This window comes from Candidatus Hinthialibacter antarcticus, assembly GCA_030765645.1.
GTDB lineage: Bacteria > Hinthialibacterota > Hinthialibacteria > Hinthialibacterales > Hinthialibacteraceae > Hinthialibacter > Hinthialibacter antarcticus.
In genome coordinates, this window is the sequence record JAVCCE010000011.1 from 221093 (window position 1) to 239843 (window position 18751).

Below are 18751 nucleotides of genomic sequence, written 5' to 3' on the forward strand. Positions count from 1 at the left end.
TAGATCGTGATTTTGCCCGGCGTATAGTGTGTGTCATTGCGAGCGAAGCGAAGCAATCTCGCTTAATTGATGGGTGAGATTGCCGCGTCGGCCTTTGGCCTCCTCGCAATGACACTGTCGAAGGGCTTTGGTGTTCTTCAGTCAATGACATTGCCTTCAGTGCGGGCTTTCAGGGACCAATGCACAGGCGCTCCCAGAGTAGCACCCATGTCTGAATTGGTATGTCAATTTTTGATATGCAGGGATACGTTTTCGCCACCAAAATCATGGTCATTCATCAATGTAAGTTCTCACTTACTGGATAAGATTTGAAACGATCAATACATCATCCAATTTTGAATATCTGTGACCGTATTCTTCTTGCCAGGGTTGGGCTGCCCCGCTCCCCAATTTTGTGGATCGTTCCCTGAGCGGCCCCACGAGATTCGCTGCAATGAGTCGCCCGTGCCGTCAGCGTCACGCGTCCAGGGCGTCCGGTCGTAATAAATCACTTCATCAACAATCCCCCACGAAAGAGTTCCATCGTTGGGATCAACGTCCAGTAATTTCTCCAAAGCAATGCGTTCGCCCTGGTTCGATAGGTTCCCAACGTATGGGCCAGCAGCAATGACATTCGTTATCTCTATTTCATAGCGCGTCACAAACGCTTGCCACTCCGTTTGATTGTCAGGATCAAACGGCACGATCAGCAATCGGCCTTCGGCGGGAACCACGGCGTCATCAGGAAATACAAAATCTACGCCGCCGTCCAGTCGCCAGGGGCCGTTTTTATTCATCAACACAATGTCTTGCGAAGTCTGATTATACAATTCAATGTATTCGCCCGCGTCGCCAATCTGTCCCTCGACTTCTTCGGGGTGATACATCAATTCGTCAATTAATACTGCCGCCTGGCTCAAACCATTGATCTGATTTCGCGAAGGCGCCATAGAAACCCAATAAGGGCTTTCGCCGTCCCGTCCCCAGGTGACATCAATTTCTTGCGCCTTAAACGAAACGCTATCGACGACATAATCGTCGCCTGGCTGCCCCGGAAGATATGAAAGATAGAGCGATTCGCCGTTGCTGCTGATTCCAAACCCCTCGCCATTTTGGTTGAAACCAGACTGCGCATCAAACACGACTGTCTCGCCTGGGGCGATATCCATCACGGGCAGCGCCCATTTGGCCAAGTTTGAATCATCGTCGCTTAGATAGAAGTCAGCGGTGTTAATTATAGTGAAATATGGATTATATATTTCGATCCAATCATTGCCGTCTTCGGTCATGGCGGCGATTTCATTAATGACAAACGTTTGAATCGGCTCAGGATCGCTTGTTCCCGGCGACCCGCCAATATGAGCGCCCGCCCGCCAATTGCCGCCGTAGTCCAAGAAACCGTCTTGACCAGAATCAATCGTAAATTGAGCAGGAACCAACGAATGACCTCCACCATCCGCTGACATAGGCCAACCGCGCCCGTCAGAAAATTCAAACGCAATCAAATCATCGCCGTCAATGGTCGTTTTTAACGTAATTTTTTCGCCCGAGTTGGATAACTTTCCGCTATACGGTCCAAATATAACGATTGAAGAGCCTAAACCGTAGTATGCACGAAAGGCGTTACGCTCCTCTTCATTTGCAGCAAGAGCGACCAATAAATAAGTCTCCGGCGCCAACTCCGCTTCGGTCGGGAAGGTATATGTGATCCCTTCCGTAAACGAGAAGCCTCCCAGTAAAACCGAAGATGTAGGATGCGAATTATACAATTCGATGAATTCATATTCGCTTCCATCGGGCGGGTTATACATCACTTCTGTTACACGCAAATAATCGCTGGCAATTTGGTTTGCCCCCGCGTCTTGCGCTTTGAACTGAATCGGCTGCGACCAATGGCTCCATTTGCCTTCGCTGTCTTTCATTTTAACGCGGACGCGATACGTCCGCCCTGCAACAATTCTATCAGCCGGAACGGTGATCTGATTTTGAAACGCCGTCAGTTCTTCCGATTCCCAAACCGCATTGATTTCGTATTTCAACGGTTCCGTCAATCCATGCAACACCGGCTTCGGTTCAGGCTCTGTGCCGGGGTTTGGATTCGGCGTCGGCTCCGGTTCAGGCGGGTTCGCATTGACCGCAACCAAGCCCATGTCAAAAAAGCAGTCAGAGCTTCGGTCAAGATATTGGTTAATCACTTGCACCGCGACCACATTGACGCCCTCGACCAGATATTCTTTGGGATCGGGCAATTCGATGGGAACATATTCCGTATTCTCGCGGTGTTCCGCCAGCGCATCAAACGGTAGTTCTTCTTCGGTGACATGCTGCTGCGCGACATGGACGCCGTTGATCCACATATTAAATCCATCATCAAACAAGACCACGGCGGACAATTCGCCTATGTCGTCTAAATTGCTGACTTCAAACATCTTTCTCATATAGATGGTAGTGTAGTTATATCGCATGTCCGTCAATTCGGTCGCGATAAAATCTTCGCCATATCCAATCGGGGCTTGCCGGTTCCTCCAAGCATCATCAAAGTCCAACGCGCGCCAAAGATTGCGAGGCTCTGACGGCTCTGTCGTTCCTCTGAAATAATTCCAGGATTCCATCGGCCCAAACAGCACGATAAACTCGCCATTCTGCGGCCCTCCAGCGCCCGTATCCGCAGGGTCCCATGGAACCGAATAAGGCTCGACCTCCGCAACCCGCCACTTCATCGCAGCAAATGAACCGCCGTTCGCGTCGTTAAAATCACTGGTTTCAAATGTAAGAGTGTCAAGCGAAAACCCCTCATTCAATGCAGTAAGAGCCGGCGTTTGAGGAACGCCTTGGTCTCCATCTAAAATTCTTGTATCAATTCGCTGCCCTTGAGAGACGACATAGTCTTTCATGATTTTCAACATGCCGGGAAAATCATCCGTCTCCGAAATATTATAAAAACGGCCTTGCCCGGATTTTTGTGGATTATTCATTCCCCGGTTCGCCGCGTCCCGGCTCATCACCCAGTGGTAATCCCACATCGCCCGGTCAGCGTCAACGAATGATTCACCTTCGGGATGATAAATAAACGAAGCGAACTCATCAATCAATTGCCCGGTTTGATCGGGGTTATAGAGCAGATCGCGCAGCTCACGCATACGGTTCTGGTAGTCAAGTTCGATGCCGTCTTGGCGTAAGATTCCTGCTTGTTTGAAGGGGTCGTCTCCCTGGCCAAACATATTGTTCGCCCAGGTTAAATCCAGGTCCCAGGGAAGTTGAAACCACTCGTTGGTTTCTGGATTTAAATAGAAGTAATAATTTTTGCCGCTGGCGATATCATATTGGTGAATGCCTTCAACAATTGAACGGTAGTTGGCATAGCGTTCGATATCCGTATTTTCCCGCCACCAATCTTCAGTGGAATTAGACCGGTAACTTTGCATAAAACCACGCAGATCAGAGCCATCCGCAACGCCGAGAGGCGATTGATTGCGGATCTCGCCGGAGCCGCCTTCCATTTTATATATATTGCCGTCTGGCAAACCGTGTTCGTCTAAAAAGCGCCCGTCGACTTGTTCGGTCGCGAGATATAATCCCCAAAAATCGCCGTCATATTGCGTTCCGCCTTGCGTCATTGGCGAGTGCGCATCATTGAGCAAACCGTCTTCATTCTCTTCATCAATGATTCTGAAATGGACGAAATTCGTGTTCGAACTTTCGATGCCCGCCATGCTGAATAATTTGAAGCCCACGGATTCAAACATTCCCTGTTCGCCGCGATGCAGGTAGTCGCCTTGTTGAATGTTGGCGCCGAGATTGACCTTATTCCACGGAAAATCGTACTTGCGCCCATAATTATCACGGGCTTGAAACGAATGCCCCCGGTTCATATTAAACTTCCACATATTCTTGCCCATCGCGTAGCGCCACACTCCGCCGCGCGCCCGCATGAGCACATGGTCATACACCACGCCGTCATAAACCAGCGTTCCCTGATAGCGGTAATCGTTACCCGAGTAACGATCAAGCCAGGTGCAATCTTCCACTTCTTCTTTGCTGCAAACGAGGTGATAAATGGGAAGCGAATTGAGAAGTTCGGGGCTATACGTTACCTCGTTGGTTTGACCAGGACGGTCGGCGCCGGTCCACTCGGGCGCGCCGTCATAAACGAAGTAGGCGAAGTTTGGCTGGGGGTCGTCACCATACGGAACCGTCAGCGCATTGCCTAACCTATCTTCAACAGTAATGCGGTAGCGCATCAAACTGCGGTGTTGTTGCATTGACGCAGGTAACACAACCGTGAAGATAAAATCTCCTGCGATCACATCGCCGTCTACACCGGAATCATTCATCGCCATTTGCTGCCACTGCATCTCATACGACGCGTCATCCAGCGCGATGTAACGCCCCGGTTTCACTTCTTGATAGAGCAAGCGAACGCCAGCCATTCCATCGGAGTCGCTGACTTTTGCGGTGATGACGACATCATCATTTGAGGTCGGCTGCGATGGCTTGTGCTCGACCTGACGAATGTGCGGAGGGACGTTTTCAGTCAATACGGAATTTTGCTTGTATGGAGTTGGAGAGGCCGAACGCCAGCTGCCCGCCAAATTATTATCAAGCGACGGATTCAGTAATTGAATAGAATAACTTGTGCCAGTATTTCGCTCTGAAACCGGTTCGCCGACCGTCGGCCAGGGAAAGCCGAGCTGATAATCAACTTCATCTTCGACTTGCCCATCAGCGCGGCGCAGTTCAATTCGCTCGCCGCCATTCGCTAAGCGCCCCTGAAACGGGCCTTTAATTCGAGAACGCGGCAGGCTGAATTTGCTTGAAACCGCCGAAACGTCCTGCCCGACGATGAGATAACCGCCTGCAACAATTTCTGCGCCCGCTTCAAACTGAAATTCGACCGCGTTGCGAACCGACCAGCCGGATAAATCAACGCTCGAGTCTCCGGCGTTATAGAGTTCAATAAATTCAACCCATTCCGTCTTGAGGTCAGGATCAAAATGAATTTCGTTGATAACAACATCTGCTTGAGAAAGAGTGGAAGTGAAAAAAAACAGTATCGCAATGATTTTGCAAAAACGGTACGTTGAAAAACGGTCCATTGAATCTCCCCATACGCCATATCACGTTCACAGTGCGTAAAAATTATAATATTCAACAATAGCACAACAATTATTATATGAAAACAAGGAGAATTACACCCGTCTTCAGCGAATCCTGTTCAAATGTCCGCACACAACACGACTTAACTTCTTACGAGATATTTTATATACTCCTGAGGTGTAGCAACTATTAATTGTGAATTGATTCTTTTCTTTTATTTGTCGCATTTTTTTATATGACGAATTCCTTTTTTCCTGCTGGAACCGTCTTCTATATGTCATCTCATCTGTCCATTTGGTTTGGAGAAATATCCCTTAGCGGAAACAACGGGAAACCTATGCGCAGGAGCAATTTAACCATGAAAAAACGATTCATCACCACACTGTTAGCCGTAACCATGCTCATTCTTCCTTGTATCGCCGCAGCGGAAGAATCCGTCACCATCCACGTCAACAAAACCGGGTTCCCCATATCCAAATACATTTACGGGCAATTTATTGAACACCTTGGGCGCTGTATCTATGGCGGGATATGGGCGGAGATGCTCGAAGACCGCAAGTTTTATTACCCCGTCACCGATGATTACAACCCCTGGAAAACCACCAACGAAGGCGGCTATTGGGGCGGCGGCGATTTTAAAGTCGTTGAGAACTCTCCCTGGAAAGTCATTGGCGAAGCCAACACGGTCAGAATGATTGAACGCAATGCGTTCGTCGGCGAACACACGCCTGAGATCAACATCAACCAATCGTCAGGCATCGAACAACTCGAACTGGCATTGCGAAAAGGCAAAGAATACGACAGTTATGTCATCGTATCCGGCGACCACAGCGCGGCGCCCATCGAAGTGCGCCTGGTTTGGGGCGACGGCGAGAGCCAACGAGAGGTCTTCACCATTGATTCAATTGGGCGCGACTTTGTAAAACACCCGTTCCGCTTTTCTGCGGGCGCTGATACAGAACATGGGCGCCTCCAGATTGTCGGATTAGGCAAAGGCAAATTCAAAATTGGAACCGCGTCTCTCATGCCCGCCGACAATGTAAAAGGTTTCCGCCCTGACACCCTGCAACTGATGCGCGAACTCGACTCGCCGGTCTATCGCTGGCCCGGCGGAAACTTCGTCAGCGATTACAACTGGAAAGACGGCATCGGCGACCGCGACAAACGCCCGCCGCGCAAAAACCCCGCGTGGACCGGCATCGAACACAACGACGTCGGCATCCACGAATTTATGGATTTATGCGAAATCCTCAACACAGAACCCTTCATCGCGGTCAACACCGGTTTAGGTTCGATCGAATTGGCCGCCGAAGAAGTCGAATATTGCAACGGATCCACCGACACGCCAATGGGAAAACTGCGCGCTGAGAACGGGCGTGAAAAACCCTACAACGTAATCTGGTGGGCGGTTGGAAACGAAATGTACGGCGACTGGCAAAAAGGCCACATGCCGCTGGAAGAATACGTCCAAAAACACAACCGCTGCGCTGAAATGATGTACAGCGTCGACCCAACCATTCAACTGATTGGCGTGGGCGCAGTCGGCAACTGGACAGAAACCATGCTCAAAGTGTGCTCAGGCCACATGGATTTACTCAGCGAACACATCTATCAGAAAAGCAAAGACGACTTAGTCGAGCATGTCAGCCTGATTCCAAATGCAATCAAACACGTCGGTGAAGCCCATCGCAAATACCGCAAAGACATCGACGGCCTCGCGCCCAAAGACATCCGCATCGCGATGGACGAATGGAACTATTGGTATGGTCACTACAAATACGGCGAACTCGGCTGTCAATATCATTTGCAGGACGGCTTGGGCATCGCAGCGGGCCTGCACGAATATTTCCGTTATAGCGATGTCTTCTTTATGGCCAATTACGCCCAAACCGTCAACGTGATCGGCGCGATCAAAACCAGCAAAACCGACGCGCAATTTGAAACGACTGGCTTGGTTCTCAAAATGTACCGCCACCACTTCGGTGAAATCCCCATTCGCATCTTGGATGCGCCGGAACCGCTGGACATCGCCGCCGCCTGGACGGCTGATTACAAATCCATCACCGTTGCCGTCGTTAATCCGACAGAGAAATTCGTCGATATCAGCGTCAATTTAAAAGGCGCGTTCCTACAAGATGTTGGTCGCATCTGGCGAATCGCTGGAACAGACAAAATGGCGCACAATACTCCCGGTGAACCTGAAGTGGTTTCAATCAAAGAGGAACCCGTCACCTGGAACCAAGGCAAACTGACGCTGTCGCCGATCAGCGTTTCATTGTACAAATTTGACTTGGACAACTAGGGAGAAGGATCAGACAAACCAGATTGGGACGCCCGCTGGGAGCATCTCAAAAAAATGCCCTTGAGGAATACGATGAAAAAGTTACTTGTCCTCACCATCTTGTTCGCATCTGTAAGCGCGGTCAATACATTTGCAGATGATGAAATTTATTTGCTTTCATTCTTCAAAGACAACGGTCAGGCGGGCGTCTTTCTCGCCTATAGCGAAGACGGCCTCAAGTTCACCACCTTGAATGACGACAAACCCATCTTTGCTCCACCCGAATGGGAAAATCAAAACCTGACCCGCGATCCGTCTATCGTCTTTCACGACGGCGTGTTTCACATGGTTTGGACAAGTAACTGGGACGGGACCGTCTTCGGCGCCGCAACGTCGAAAGACTTAATAACCTGGTCTAAGCCAATTAGGGTCAAACCATTTGCTGATTGGCCTAAAGATGACATGCCGCGCAACACTTGGGCGCCCGATCTACATCGCGACCCAATCCGAAATGACTTTTTTATCCTGTGGTCGTCTTCAACCAAAAGCGTCGAAGGAACCGGCGGGCATGACTCTGGCGGTTTAGAAAATGGTCCTGATAAAAAGATCAAAGAAGATTTGCGATATCACCGCACGTTTGCGTCACGCACGAAAGATTTCAAAACATTTTCGCCCGCGCAATTGTTTTTTGACCCCGGCATGAGTGAAATCGACGCTTCAATGGCGTTTGATGATCGGGATACGAACAATGAGGCTGACGACCGCTGGGTGATGGCGGTCAAACACGAGCAGATCAGAGAACTCGGCGGCAAGAATATTCGTATTACAACCACTGGCGCTCAGCTGCCTCTGATATCACCCGCAATCTTTCATTCGCCGCATGATCCAGCCGCGATCTGGTCGCAGCCAGTCGCGGGGCTGGATTCAACCGTACAACCCCGACACATGGTTGAAGGCCCGACGCTGCTCAAAATTGGCAAAGAGTGGCGCCTATACTTTGACCGCTTTGACATGCGGGAAAACCGTTTTGGACTTGCAACATCGAGCGATTTAGCCATCTGGACAGACCGTACGGATGATTTGAGTATTCACCCCGAAGCGCGTCATGGTACAGTATTTCTCGCGTCGAAATCGGCGGTTGGATTTTTGAATTAGACAGACGAATAATGAGAATCGCTATCATGTAAAATGATAGCGATTCCATATAATTCCCATCCCTCTGACCTAATATTTTCGGTTCATCCGGTAAGTGAGTTTCAAAAATTGATGGATAGCCATTATTTTGTTTAGAAAAACGTATTCAGGCATGGGATGCAACTCTGGAAGCGCCTGTGCAAAACCCGCACTGAAGCGAGCAGAGTTGTACCCATGCCGCATGCAGCGAAATTTCAATTCAATTTATAAAAAAGTACCCAGTTTTCGGAAAAACCAAAATAATTACAAATTTAATGGAACAAGCGTGAACTCAATTCGTGACTCAGTAGTATACCGATTTTCATATACTGTTCGTGATTTAGGAGGAATTTGGGATGAAACGCTTTATTCAAGCAATATGGTTGTCAAGTTTTGTACTACTCATCGTAGGTGGCGTGAATGTTCAGGCGCAATTGGTCGGCGACATGCGGGTACAATCAGCGTTACTACTCAGCGACGCGCTGTTGCTTGATCAGGCGACAACCGACAATATCGTTGAAAAATATTCAGAAATCAGCGGCAAATTATGGCAGGAAGCGCAAAACAGCGGACAAGATTTTCAAAGCATGAGCGATGAAGAACGCCGCAAAGCCTTTAGCGACTTCCGCAAAAAAACCATTGTCGGAATGCATGAAGGCCTCAAAGACACACTATCAGAAGAACAGTTGAAAGAAGTCGAACCCGTAATGATGGTACGGGTCTTCTCTCCCTCGCCTGAGTTGCGCGCCCTTCGCCTGACAGAACTCAAAGACGAACAAAAGACGCAACTTCAACCGTTAGCGCTCTCTGTGACAAAAAAGATGGTCCCATCAAATTTTGCTTTCTTTGGGTCGCAAATGTCTGAAGAAGAACGCGAAAAAGCGCAAACTGCATTTGACGAAGAGTTAGCAAGTTTCAAGAAAAAAATAAATGCAGTATTGAATGAAGAACAAAAAGCTGCATGGCAGGAAAAAATCGACGCCATTAATAAAGAGATCGAAGAATTACGCGCACAGCGGCAAAACCGCTAGATCAAAGATCAATCATTATCATACTAAAAAAGGCGAGGCCGTTTGGCCTCGCCTTTCTCTTTTTTGATATAACAATTTTCAGATAACGGTTAACGTTCCGTTTGAGTCACCAAACCGGGCCAACTCTTCGACGCCCATTTTGTTCGCCATACTGACAAACAGGTTTGACATCGGGGTTCGGTCTAATTGCAAATATCGCCCCGGGTGCAGCGTCCCGCCGCCGCCGCCCGCAACCACCACAGGAAGATTATCGTGATTGTGGCGATTGCCGTCGCCGTTGCCGCATCCATAGACGATCATTGAATTGTCTAACAGCGAGTTGCCGTCAACATCTTGGGTGTCGCGCATGTGCTGCAAGAAGCGGGCGAAATGCTGCATGTAATATTGGTCGATCTGGGCGATTTTGTCTAACTTGTTTTTATCTTTGCCGTGGTGTGAAAGGTAATGGTGTCCTTCGGGAATTTCGATTTGAGTGAACGAACGGTTTGAGCCGTCGCCCGCGAGCAGCAACGTCGCGATACGGGTCGAATCGGTTTGAAACGCCAGCAGCGTCATGTCATACATGACTTCCATATGATGACCAAAGTCTGAAGGGATGCCTGGCGGCGTTTCAATTTCCGGCTCATCGAAATCGCCCAAGCGCTCCGCCCGTTCGATGCGCTGTTCAATTTCACGAACGCCAGTCAAATATTCGTCCAGTTTTTGTTTATCCTGGCTGCCGAGACTGACCTGCAAAGCGCGGGCGTCTTCCATCACAAAATCAAGCACCGAGCGCTGCGTCTGTTGGCGAATGTGATAATTCTGCTTGCGCTCGCCGATCTCTCCGCCGCCGAACAGGCGTTCAAACACCAAGCGCGGGTTCGGTTCAGGCGTCATTGGCGTTGTTTCAGAACGCCACGATAAATTGAACTGATACGCGCAGGAATATCCTGAGTCGCATCCCCCCGATTTCCGTACGGAATCGCAGGTCAATTCCAGCGATGGAAAGCGAGTCAGGTGTCCAATTTCACTGGCGATGGCTTGGTCGATGGAAACGCCCAGATGAATATTGCTGCCGTCAGTCTTGCGCGCCCGCACTCCGGTCAGAAAAGTTGCGTTAGCGCGGGCGTGGTCTCCCGGCCCGTCGGCGCCGGCGGTGGCGTTGCGATGCTCCAGGCCCGAAATCACTTGGACGTGCTTCTTGTGTGGCTCCAGCGATTCCATGGTTGCGCCAAACTGAAATTCCGTTCCCGAACCGGTCGGCCACCAGTTTTCTTGGTGGGCGCCGTTGGGGAAATACACAAACGCTATGCGTTTCGGAGCGGATTGTTTTGGAGACGGCAGCCAATCGCCCGCAAGCGCGGATTTGACCGTCAATGACTCAAACGCGGGCAAAGCAACGGCAACCCCAAGACCGCGCAAAAAGTTCCTGCGGTCCATGAGCGCCTGCGGTTTGATGAATGGGTTCTTATTCCTTTGATTCATAATCCCGTCCTTCACAACAGAGCTTAGGATGAACGTAATTTGTTCGGTTGTTCTTGTGCTGGATTGCGTCTCTGTTGAAATGGAGCCGATTCAATGATGCCGAACAGCAGTGATGAAAAATGTCCGTCTTCTTTTTCGATGCGGTCAACAATTTGGTCAAGGGAGTGTTCATCTCGGTAGGTCATCCCGCGACCGATGGCATAGGTTAGCAGTTTTTCAGCCACACAGCGATAAAATTCTTCGCGATGGTTTTCCTGAATGATTTTCTTTACGTCGAAGACATTTTGAAACGACTCGCCCGTGATTAACTCACCAGACGCGTCAATGGGACGCTCATGCTCCTCATCGCGCCACACGCCTAACGCATTGAAGTTTTCCATCGCGAGTCCAAGCGGATCAAATCGGGTATGGCACGATGCGCACATGGGGTCTCTGCGGTGCTGTTCCATCAACTCGCGCATGGTCGGCGTTTCGTTTGATTTTTTTCTTCGACTCTTCCAAATCAGGCACCTGCGGCGGCGCACCCGGCGCAGGCGAACCGAGTATGTTCTCAACGATGAACAAGCCGCGCTTTACGGGAGACGTCCGCGTCGGGTTTGAGGTCACCGTCAGAATCGCGCCTTGCGTCAAAATGCCGCCGTAGGGACTACCGTCTTCTAAATCCACCTTGCGCATCCGCTTCCCTTCGACGCCTTTGACGCCGTAATGCTTCGCGAGTTCCTCGTTTAAAAACGTATAATCGCTGTCAAGAAGATCAACCAGGCTGCGGTCTTCTTTCATAATGTGTTCAAACATCATTTCGGTTTCTTGTCGCATGGCGATGCGAAGGCTTTTTGTAAATTCCAAGCGTTCTTCGCCGCGTTTGCGCTGAGGCAACCCCAACGCCTGCCGCACATTGATCGGGATGGTTTCAACATCGCGCACTTGCAGCCATTGTCCGACGAAGTTTTGAATGAACGCCTCGCTGCGTTCATCTTTGACCAAACGCTCAACTTGTTCGCGCAACTGGCTGCGCAATTCTCCGCGCTGCGCGAGTTCAAACAGCTGCTTGTCGGGCATGGTCGACCATAAAAAATACGAAAGCCGCGAAGCCAGCGCATATTCATCTATCGGTTGGCCCGGCCCTTCGTTTGCCTCGACCTCCGCGCCTTCAAACCGAAACAAAAACCGGGGCGATGCCAACGCGGTTATCATTGCCTGCGCGACGCCTTCTTCAAACGAACGTCCCGGCAAGTTGTATTGCGCTTCCGCGAAAGCAGCCAATTTATTTAGAGTGACATCGTCAGCGGGGCGGCGAAATGCGCGGGCGGTAAAGCGCTTTAACACTTCACGCGCATACGCCAAACGCTCGCCCGCCCCGGCAGGCGCTTCATCCAGATGAAAAAACCGCTCGTAATTTTTGGGATGCGACCAATATTTGCGGTCCATCGGGCCTTGGATCGTAACGGTGTTAATTTCAAAATCGAGTTTGTTTTTTTGCTTGCTTTTTGTGACGAAAGGAACCACTTCAAACGCCAATTGATGGCGCCCTTCTTTAAAGGTCTCATCAAATTCGTAAGTAAACACTTTGTTGTCATGCCACGCGTATGTTTCATTCAATCGCTCATCGCCGTTCACGCGATACACGACGCGGCACTCGCCGGGGTCAAAATCAAACGATCCATCGACTTCTAATTCAACGATCACTTTATATTCGCCGTCCTGATCGGCCTTGAACGAACGCGCAACGGTAATCTCATCATAGAAGGTCATCTTGTCGCCGTTTTTATTGCCGTCTTCGGTTTTAAATTGGCGACCCGAGTAGCGGGCTTGGGGCAAAATTTTTGAAATCTTCGGGACCGCCCGCTCGACGATGTCTTCGGCGGCTTGTACATATTTTTCCAATAGCAGCGGCGAGATGCTTAATACGTCTCCGATGGTATCGAAACCGTATCCAGTATCATCCGGGGGAAACTCCGCCGTCGCGTTGTAATCAACGCCCATTAAATCGTTGACGGTGTTTCGGTATTCCTGACGGTTCAGCCTGCGTAAAGTGACGTGGCCTGGGTCAACGTGATCGGGGTCAATCTCAAACACATTATATTTGATAAAACGATAGACGGCTTCGTATTCTTCCTGGCTCGGACGGAAGATGGAGCTGGGCGGCATGATGCCGGAACGAAGGTTGTGCAATACCTTGCGCCACAGTTCATGATCTTGTAACAGTTCGGCGTCAGACTCATAGTCAAAGAATGAAATGCCGCCGACGGTTTCGCCCTCGGCATGGCACACAAAACAAGAGTTTTCAAAAATGGGTTTGATTTCAGTTTCAAATTGTTTGACAACAGGAAGGGCATCGCTCCAGGCAGAAAACGAAATGAGAGCAAAAGAACAAAGAGAAATCCATATACGGCTATTGACTGTTTGAATCATAGTAAACCTTGGTCGAATCTTGACAAGAGAATGTTCCAAGTGAGATAGATAGATAACAAAGATGCAGGATTAATAAAAACGATACAGATTTCAGAACAAAATAAAAGGGGAAATCATGAAATTGCCACTCAAACCCGCCGCGTTATGTTTAGTATTTCTCACTGGAATTCTTCAACCCGTTTTGTCGGCAGAACATTCTGCGCTCTGGGGGAAAGCAGGTGAATTGTGGTCAATTGACAACCGCCTGCCAGATGTCTCGTACGCGGGCTATCACTGCGGCGAGAAAGCGATACCGACAATCAAAACGGTTGCGAACGTTAAAGACTTTGGCGCCATAGGCGATGGCAAACACGATGACTCTGACGCATTTCAAAAAGCGTTGTCTCAGGTTGAATCCGGCGCCATTCTGGTTCCCAACGGAAAATATCTGATAACCAATATTCTTGAAATCAACCGCCCGGGAATCGTGTTACGCGGCGAATCGCGCGACGGCGCCGTTCTCTATTGCCCCAAATATCTCAATGACATCAAGCCCAACTGGGGCGCGACCACATCAGGCGAAAAAACGTCGAATTATTCCTGGTCGGGAGGCATTATCGTTCTCAAGGGAAATTATCAGAACAAACAACTCGCAACCGTGACCCAACCCGCCAAGCGTTATGACAAATGGATTCAAGTCTCTGACGCAGGCAGCCTCAAGGTAGGACAATGGATCGAAATTCGCCAGAAAGATACGAAGCAAGATACGCTAGCGATCCATCTGTATACCAACGACCCAGGGAAAACCGAAAAAATATTGGGGCGCACCCGCGCTTCGCTGACAACCCGCATCCAAAAAATTGACGGCAATAAGGTCGAGTTAGAACGCCCGCTGCGTTTTGATATTCGCGCCGAGTGGAACCCCGTCGTCTTGCAATTCAAACCGTCCGTAACAGAGTGCGGCGTCGAAAACCTGACTTTTGAATACCCCGTCACTCCATACAAGGGACATTTTACCGAACTGGGATATAACCCGATCGCGCTTTCTGACGTGGTAAATTGCTGGGTGAATAACATCCGCATCCAAAACGCTGACAGCGGCGTCTTTATCAGCGGGCGTTACTGCACCCTACAGAATATTCTGTATGAATCCGACCGGCCCGCTGACTCGCGCGGCGATCAAGGCCACCACGGCATCTATATTTCTGATGACGACAATCTGTTTACCCACTTTAACATTCAAACGTCTTTCATCCATGACCTGACTTTGAGCCATTGCGCGGGCAACGTCATCTCAAACGGCAAAGGCAAAGACCTCTCGTTCGACCATCACAAGCGCGTCCCCTACGCCAATGTTTATACGAACATTGACGCTGGGTTAGGGGCCCAAGTCTGGCGCTGCGGCGGCGGGGCGGCGCTAGGAAAACACTGCGCAGGCTTCGGCACGTTCTGGAACATCCGCGCACAGAAGACGATTCAATATCCAAGAAAAGATTTCGGCCCGGCTTCGATGAACCTGGTGTTCATTCAATCAGACCAAAAACCCATTACAGAGAAAAACGGTTTGTGGTTTGAAACCACAAACTCAAACGCCGTCCATCCGCCAAACATTCACGAAGCCCAACTGGCGAAACGCTTAGGAAAAGCAAATTAATATTAAAAAGCAGCCCATTCAAAATGTCGCAGGGGATTGGGTGAAGCGGCTTTCGGAGTAACGGCCCTGAAGGCCGTACGGAGACAAGCGCAACCCAACCCCGAGGCATTTGTTCTACGAAGGCGCTTTTGTCATCACAAAAAAGCGGGCGGTCAAATTGACCGCCCGCTTTGCATTAGTATTTAAACCAAACGTAATTAATACAACGCCCAGTCAACCACATCCGTGAAGGCTTCCAATTCGCTTAATGTGAAGTAATTGAACTGGCCTTCGACATAGCTATCGACTCCCCACACTTTTGAGAAGAAACCAACCCGGGTCGGCGTACGCGACTCAGACAACGGAGCGCCCAGCAACTGCCAGGGACGCCCGGGCAATTGTGCGCTGAATATCAGTTCACCGGTACGTTTTGTCACGGCCAGTTTCGCGGTCGCATCACCCGCGTCAAGCAAATCATACCAATCAAATACGTCTGTTAATTCATGGTATGACAATGACCCAAACTGACCGACGTTGGTCAGTTCTACGCGGATGTTTTCGTTGTAGAAGCCAAACAGATATTCATCGTTTGAGATATCGGCGTCATCGCCCTGGTTGTACGTAACGGTCATGCCCATGTTGATATTGGCCCAATCAAAGGCGTCAACCAAAGTCAGTTCCGTCTCAATACGCCAATCGCCGTCTGGGATATCGGTGCGAAGCAGCATCGGCGCCCGGCGGCCTGCGGCGTATTCATCCAAACGGGCCCCATCGCCAAATGCGTCTGCGGTAAAGGAGACGTTCCCGTCTGCTACGTGAATATCAACGCCTTCTTCGTAATCCACGTCGAGCGCGGGATCGCTGCCATATTCAATCATCCATTCGCTAGACAAATTGGCGCCGTCAAAGTTATCGGTCATATCGCTTGTGGACTGACCGAACAACCACAACTGATTAAAGACGCTGCCGTCGCCTTTAACGCTGTCTGCAATCGGCAAGCCAATATCAGCCATACCGTCAAACAACAAGAAGCGCAAACCTTCCGGCGGCGCGACTTGATAGGTCACGCTAGTCGAAGTGGTGGTCGGGTCTAACTGCCAAATGATCCGGTCGCCGACCATCTGTCCACCGTTGCTAATGTTGCTGACTTCAACGCCTTCAGGAACAGACTCTTCAATATATGGCGTATAGGTTCCATATAATGACTCAGCATTAAGAGAAACATCAAACGATGTGCTTGGCGCAAATGAACCATCAGCGGTTAATGAACGTTCAACGCGACCGATACCATCCACTCGAACCACTTCCATACGGCCGATGCTATCGGGCACCGTCGGGCCAGGGATTGCCAGAACAATCGACTGTACGCCGCCGCTGACTTCAAACGGTCCAACGCTAAAGAAATTGTAAGCATTGAAGTCTGTTGGCGTCGCCAGAATTTCACCTTTAAACTTGTTGTTCACATAGACGTCTACCGGGCAGTTGTTGCCTTGGCCCCATGTATTGACGCTTAAGTTCAAAACCAAAACCTGTTGGCCTTCGCCCAAGTCAAATGTATAACGGAACCAGTCGCCCTGAGAGATGCGGTCGCCGCCAACGCCGGCGTTGGTATCGCTGGCGCCATGTTCAAATGTGATTTCGTCTTGATCGCGATAATCATCAAACGCATAACTTTCGTTATCTCGCGGTGCGCCAGGATTGGCAAAGCGGAAGTCTGCGTCCTGCGGGAACGTAAACGACGTGTCAATCGCAGGTTTGGTCCCGTCTCCGGGCCGCGTATAGGCGGCATCCGTTGCGACGCCGTCCATCCCCTGGGTATATCGTTCGCCGTATGCGTATTCCGCCGGGTAGTTCTTGCCGTCGACCGGGCTGCCGCTAAAGTCGATGTCAATCGTTTCGCGGTATAGATAAGGAAGTTCAATCTCAATCGCGGTATCGCCTGCAATGCGCTCTTCGCCGTCGCCTGAATCGGCGCTGCCTGAGAAATTCGCAACGCGATTGCGAATTAAGCGCGGCGGCATCGCGTTATAGGTTAAAGTGACCGTTTCAGATTGGTTGGTAAACGACCAATAAATGTTTCCGTCGCTTAATACGCCGCCGTTTGAAATATTGGAAGCAGTCCAGTTTTCAGGGATGCCTTCAATAATACTCATTGAGGGAATGCTGCCCGTCACCGTCACTTTGAGTTCAACCGGAACAGCAGTGTCCGCCTCAAATTTTTCTTGGGTTATCGAACGCTCAAGAATCGCGCGATTATCGGCGAGCCCGCGAATGGTGAAGTTATCGACATAATGGACGCCTGCGTCGCCGCCATCATGATTATTGCCTAACTGAACATAACGCGGTCCATCGCCAAAGGCAGGAAAATCGCGTTCATCAACTAGAATATAACCGCCTTCGCCACGATCTTTATACAAAAAGACAATATGATCGCCCGTCACTTCAAACCGCAAACGGTGCGGCGGCGAACCAAGCGGTTCGGTTATATCAATCGGGCCTCCCGTCGGGATGGTATCGCTTCCATTAAAGTAGTGGGTATTGGCGCGCAAAAAATAATTATGACGATCAAAAATACTTTCATCTACGCCAACTAACGGCCAAACGGAAAAACGCGCATTGACGTCAGCCGGATGGAAAAAGTCAAATTCCATCACATAATTGAGAGGAAGTTCTTCGTCCAAACGAATCCATTGGTTGTTGCCGCCGCCGCTTAACCATTCGATGCGGCCGTTCACAGCCCGCGCGGTGCCGCCGCCGAAGTCGATCCATTCCGGCCAGGCTTCCCACGGCAGGTCGCTGCTGGGGTTGTTGAAGTTATTACTATAGTTAAACAAGTTTTGTGATGTATAACTCAAGACAAAGTTGTCAACATAATGTACGCCCGAGTCGCCGCCGTCATGGTTATTACCTAACTGAATAAAACGCTCGCCTTCGCCAAACTCAGGGAAGTCGCGTTCGTCAACTAAAATCCAGCCGCCTTCGCCCCGGTCTTTATACAAGAACACGACATGGTCGCCGCTTACTTCAAAACGCAACCGGTGCGGTGCAGCGCCAACCGGTTCGGTCATATCAATCGGACCGCCCGTAGGGATGGTATCGGCGCCATTAAAGTAGTGGGTATTGGCGCGTAAGAAGTAATTGTGGCGCTCAAAAATGCTTTCGTCGACTTTCACCGCAGGCCAGACCGAAAAACGCGCATTGACATCCGCCGGATGGAAGAAGTCAAATTCAAACGTATAGGTGTCAGGCAACGCTTGATTCAGCCGAATCCATTGGTTGTTGCCGCCGCCGTTCGTCCATTCGATGCGCCCATTGACGGCGCGCGCCGTACCGCCGCCAAAGTCGACCCATTCAGGCCATGCTTCCCCCGGTAGTTCGCTGCTGGGGTTTTCAAAATCGTTTTGATATTGAACTGCGGCTTGCGCCCCCCATGAGGCTCCTAAGATAACGAGACACACGAACACAAAATTCCAACTAAGTCGTTTCATTGCTATTCCTCCCAATAAGGTATGTCGATCTCAAAAAAATGACGTAATTGCAACTATATAGAAATAAATGAGTCATTTCAAGAATAATTTCATGTTGTCCGTTAAATAGCCAAAACTTCTCATAAATAGCCAAAACTTCTCACAATCCATTGTCGCGCTTGAATCTTTTTGGTAATTTAAACGCAAATAAATTGCGTTGCTCTCATTTTTTAGC

The 18751-nt window shown here is 49.9% G+C and carries 9 protein-coding genes; 4 read left to right on the plus strand and 5 right to left on the minus strand.

Annotated features, from left to right (window positions below; translation table 11 throughout):
- Positions 1–317 precede the first annotated feature (317 nt).
- On the minus strand, positions 318–5075 hold the full coding sequence (locus P9L94_03805; GenBank protein ID MDP8243181.1) for a lamin tail domain-containing protein: 4758 nt from the start codon (positions 5073–5075) through the stop codon (positions 318–320).
- A 359-nt stretch (positions 5076–5434) separates the two neighbouring features.
- On the opposite strand from P9L94_03805, the gene P9L94_03810 reads away from it, so the two are divergent.
- The 3 genes from P9L94_03810 to P9L94_03820 all read left to right on the plus strand — a co-directional run bounded on the left by P9L94_03810 (position 5435) and on the right by P9L94_03820 (position 9561).
- Positions 5435–7378: an alpha-L-arabinofuranosidase C-terminal domain-containing protein gene (locus tag P9L94_03810; GenBank protein ID MDP8243182.1), complete on the plus strand. Its 1944-nt coding sequence runs from the start codon at positions 5435–5437 to the stop codon at positions 7376–7378.
- A gap of 72 nt (positions 7379–7450) precedes the next feature.
- Entirely contained in the window at positions 7451–8512 is a 1062-nt protein-coding gene (locus tag P9L94_03815; protein MDP8243183.1) for a hypothetical protein, read from the plus strand.
- A gap of 374 nt (positions 8513–8886) precedes the next feature.
- Positions 8887–9561, plus strand: coding sequence for a hypothetical protein (locus P9L94_03820; GenBank protein MDP8243184.1), 675 nt, complete (start codon positions 8887–8889; stop codon positions 9559–9561).
- Between the two features lie 78 nt (positions 9562–9639).
- Here P9L94_03820 and P9L94_03825 read toward each other — a convergent pair whose 3' ends face one another.
- From P9L94_03825 to P9L94_03835, 3 genes are read right to left on the minus strand one after another with little or no spacing between them, the layout of a single operon-like run.
- Positions 9640–11025 (minus strand): DUF1552 domain-containing protein, encoded by a 1386-nt coding sequence (locus P9L94_03825; protein MDP8243185.1) that lies wholly within the window; start codon positions 11023–11025, stop codon positions 9640–9642.
- A gap of 23 nt (positions 11026–11048) precedes the next feature.
- A complete protein-coding gene (locus P9L94_03830; GenBank protein MDP8243186.1) occupies positions 11049–11474 on the minus strand; it encodes a DUF1585 domain-containing protein in 426 nt (141 codons plus the stop codon).
- The gene (locus P9L94_03835; GenBank protein ID MDP8243187.1) at positions 11422–13296 is read right to left on the minus strand and encodes a DUF1592 domain-containing protein; all 1875 of its coding nucleotides are present in this window, start codon (positions 13294–13296) and stop codon (positions 11422–11424) included. Before P9L94_03835 ends, P9L94_03830 begins: the two co-directional genes overlap by 53 nt.
- Before the next feature lie 256 nt (positions 13297–13552).
- Here P9L94_03835 and P9L94_03840 point away from each other — a divergent pair, with 256 nt between their 5' ends.
- Complete coding sequence (locus tag P9L94_03840; protein ID MDP8243188.1) at positions 13553–15070, plus strand: glycosyl hydrolase family 28-related protein; 1518 nt, start codon at positions 13553–13555, stop codon at positions 15068–15070.
- 197 nt (positions 15071–15267) lie between these two features.
- Here the strand turns inward: P9L94_03840 and P9L94_03845 are convergent, their stop codons facing one another.
- Complete coding sequence (locus P9L94_03845) at positions 15268–18537, minus strand: Ig-like domain-containing protein (protein ID MDP8243189.1); 3270 nt, start codon at positions 18535–18537, stop codon at positions 15268–15270.
- Positions 18538–18751: the final 214 nt, after the last annotated feature.

Excerpts from the sequence above, each read along its gene's own strand:
- P9L94_03805 (MDP8243181.1), bottom strand. The coding sequence starts at position 5,075 with ATGGACCGTTTTTCAACGTACCGTTTTTGCAAAATCATTGCGATACTG.
- P9L94_03810 (MDP8243182.1), top strand. The coding sequence starts at position 5,435 with ATGAAAAAACGATTCATCACCACACTGTTAGCCGTAACCATGCTCATT.
- P9L94_03815 (MDP8243183.1), top strand. The coding sequence starts at position 7,451 with ATGAAAAAGTTACTTGTCCTCACCATCTTGTTCGCATCTGTAAGCGCG.
- P9L94_03820 (MDP8243184.1), top strand. The coding sequence starts at position 8,887 with ATGAAACGCTTTATTCAAGCAATATGGTTGTCAAGTTTTGTACTACTC.
- P9L94_03825 (MDP8243185.1), bottom strand. The coding sequence starts at position 11,025 with ATGAATCAAAGGAATAAGAACCCATTCATCAAACCGCAGGCGCTCATG.
- P9L94_03830 (MDP8243186.1), bottom strand. The coding sequence starts at position 11,474 with ATGGAACAGCACCGCAGAGACCCCATGTGCGCATCGTGCCATACCCGA.
- P9L94_03840 (MDP8243188.1), top strand. The coding sequence starts at position 13,553 with ATGAAATTGCCACTCAAACCCGCCGCGTTATGTTTAGTATTTCTCACT.
- P9L94_03845 (MDP8243189.1), bottom strand. The coding sequence starts at position 18,537 with ATGAAACGACTTAGTTGGAATTTTGTGTTCGTGTGTCTCGTTATCTTA.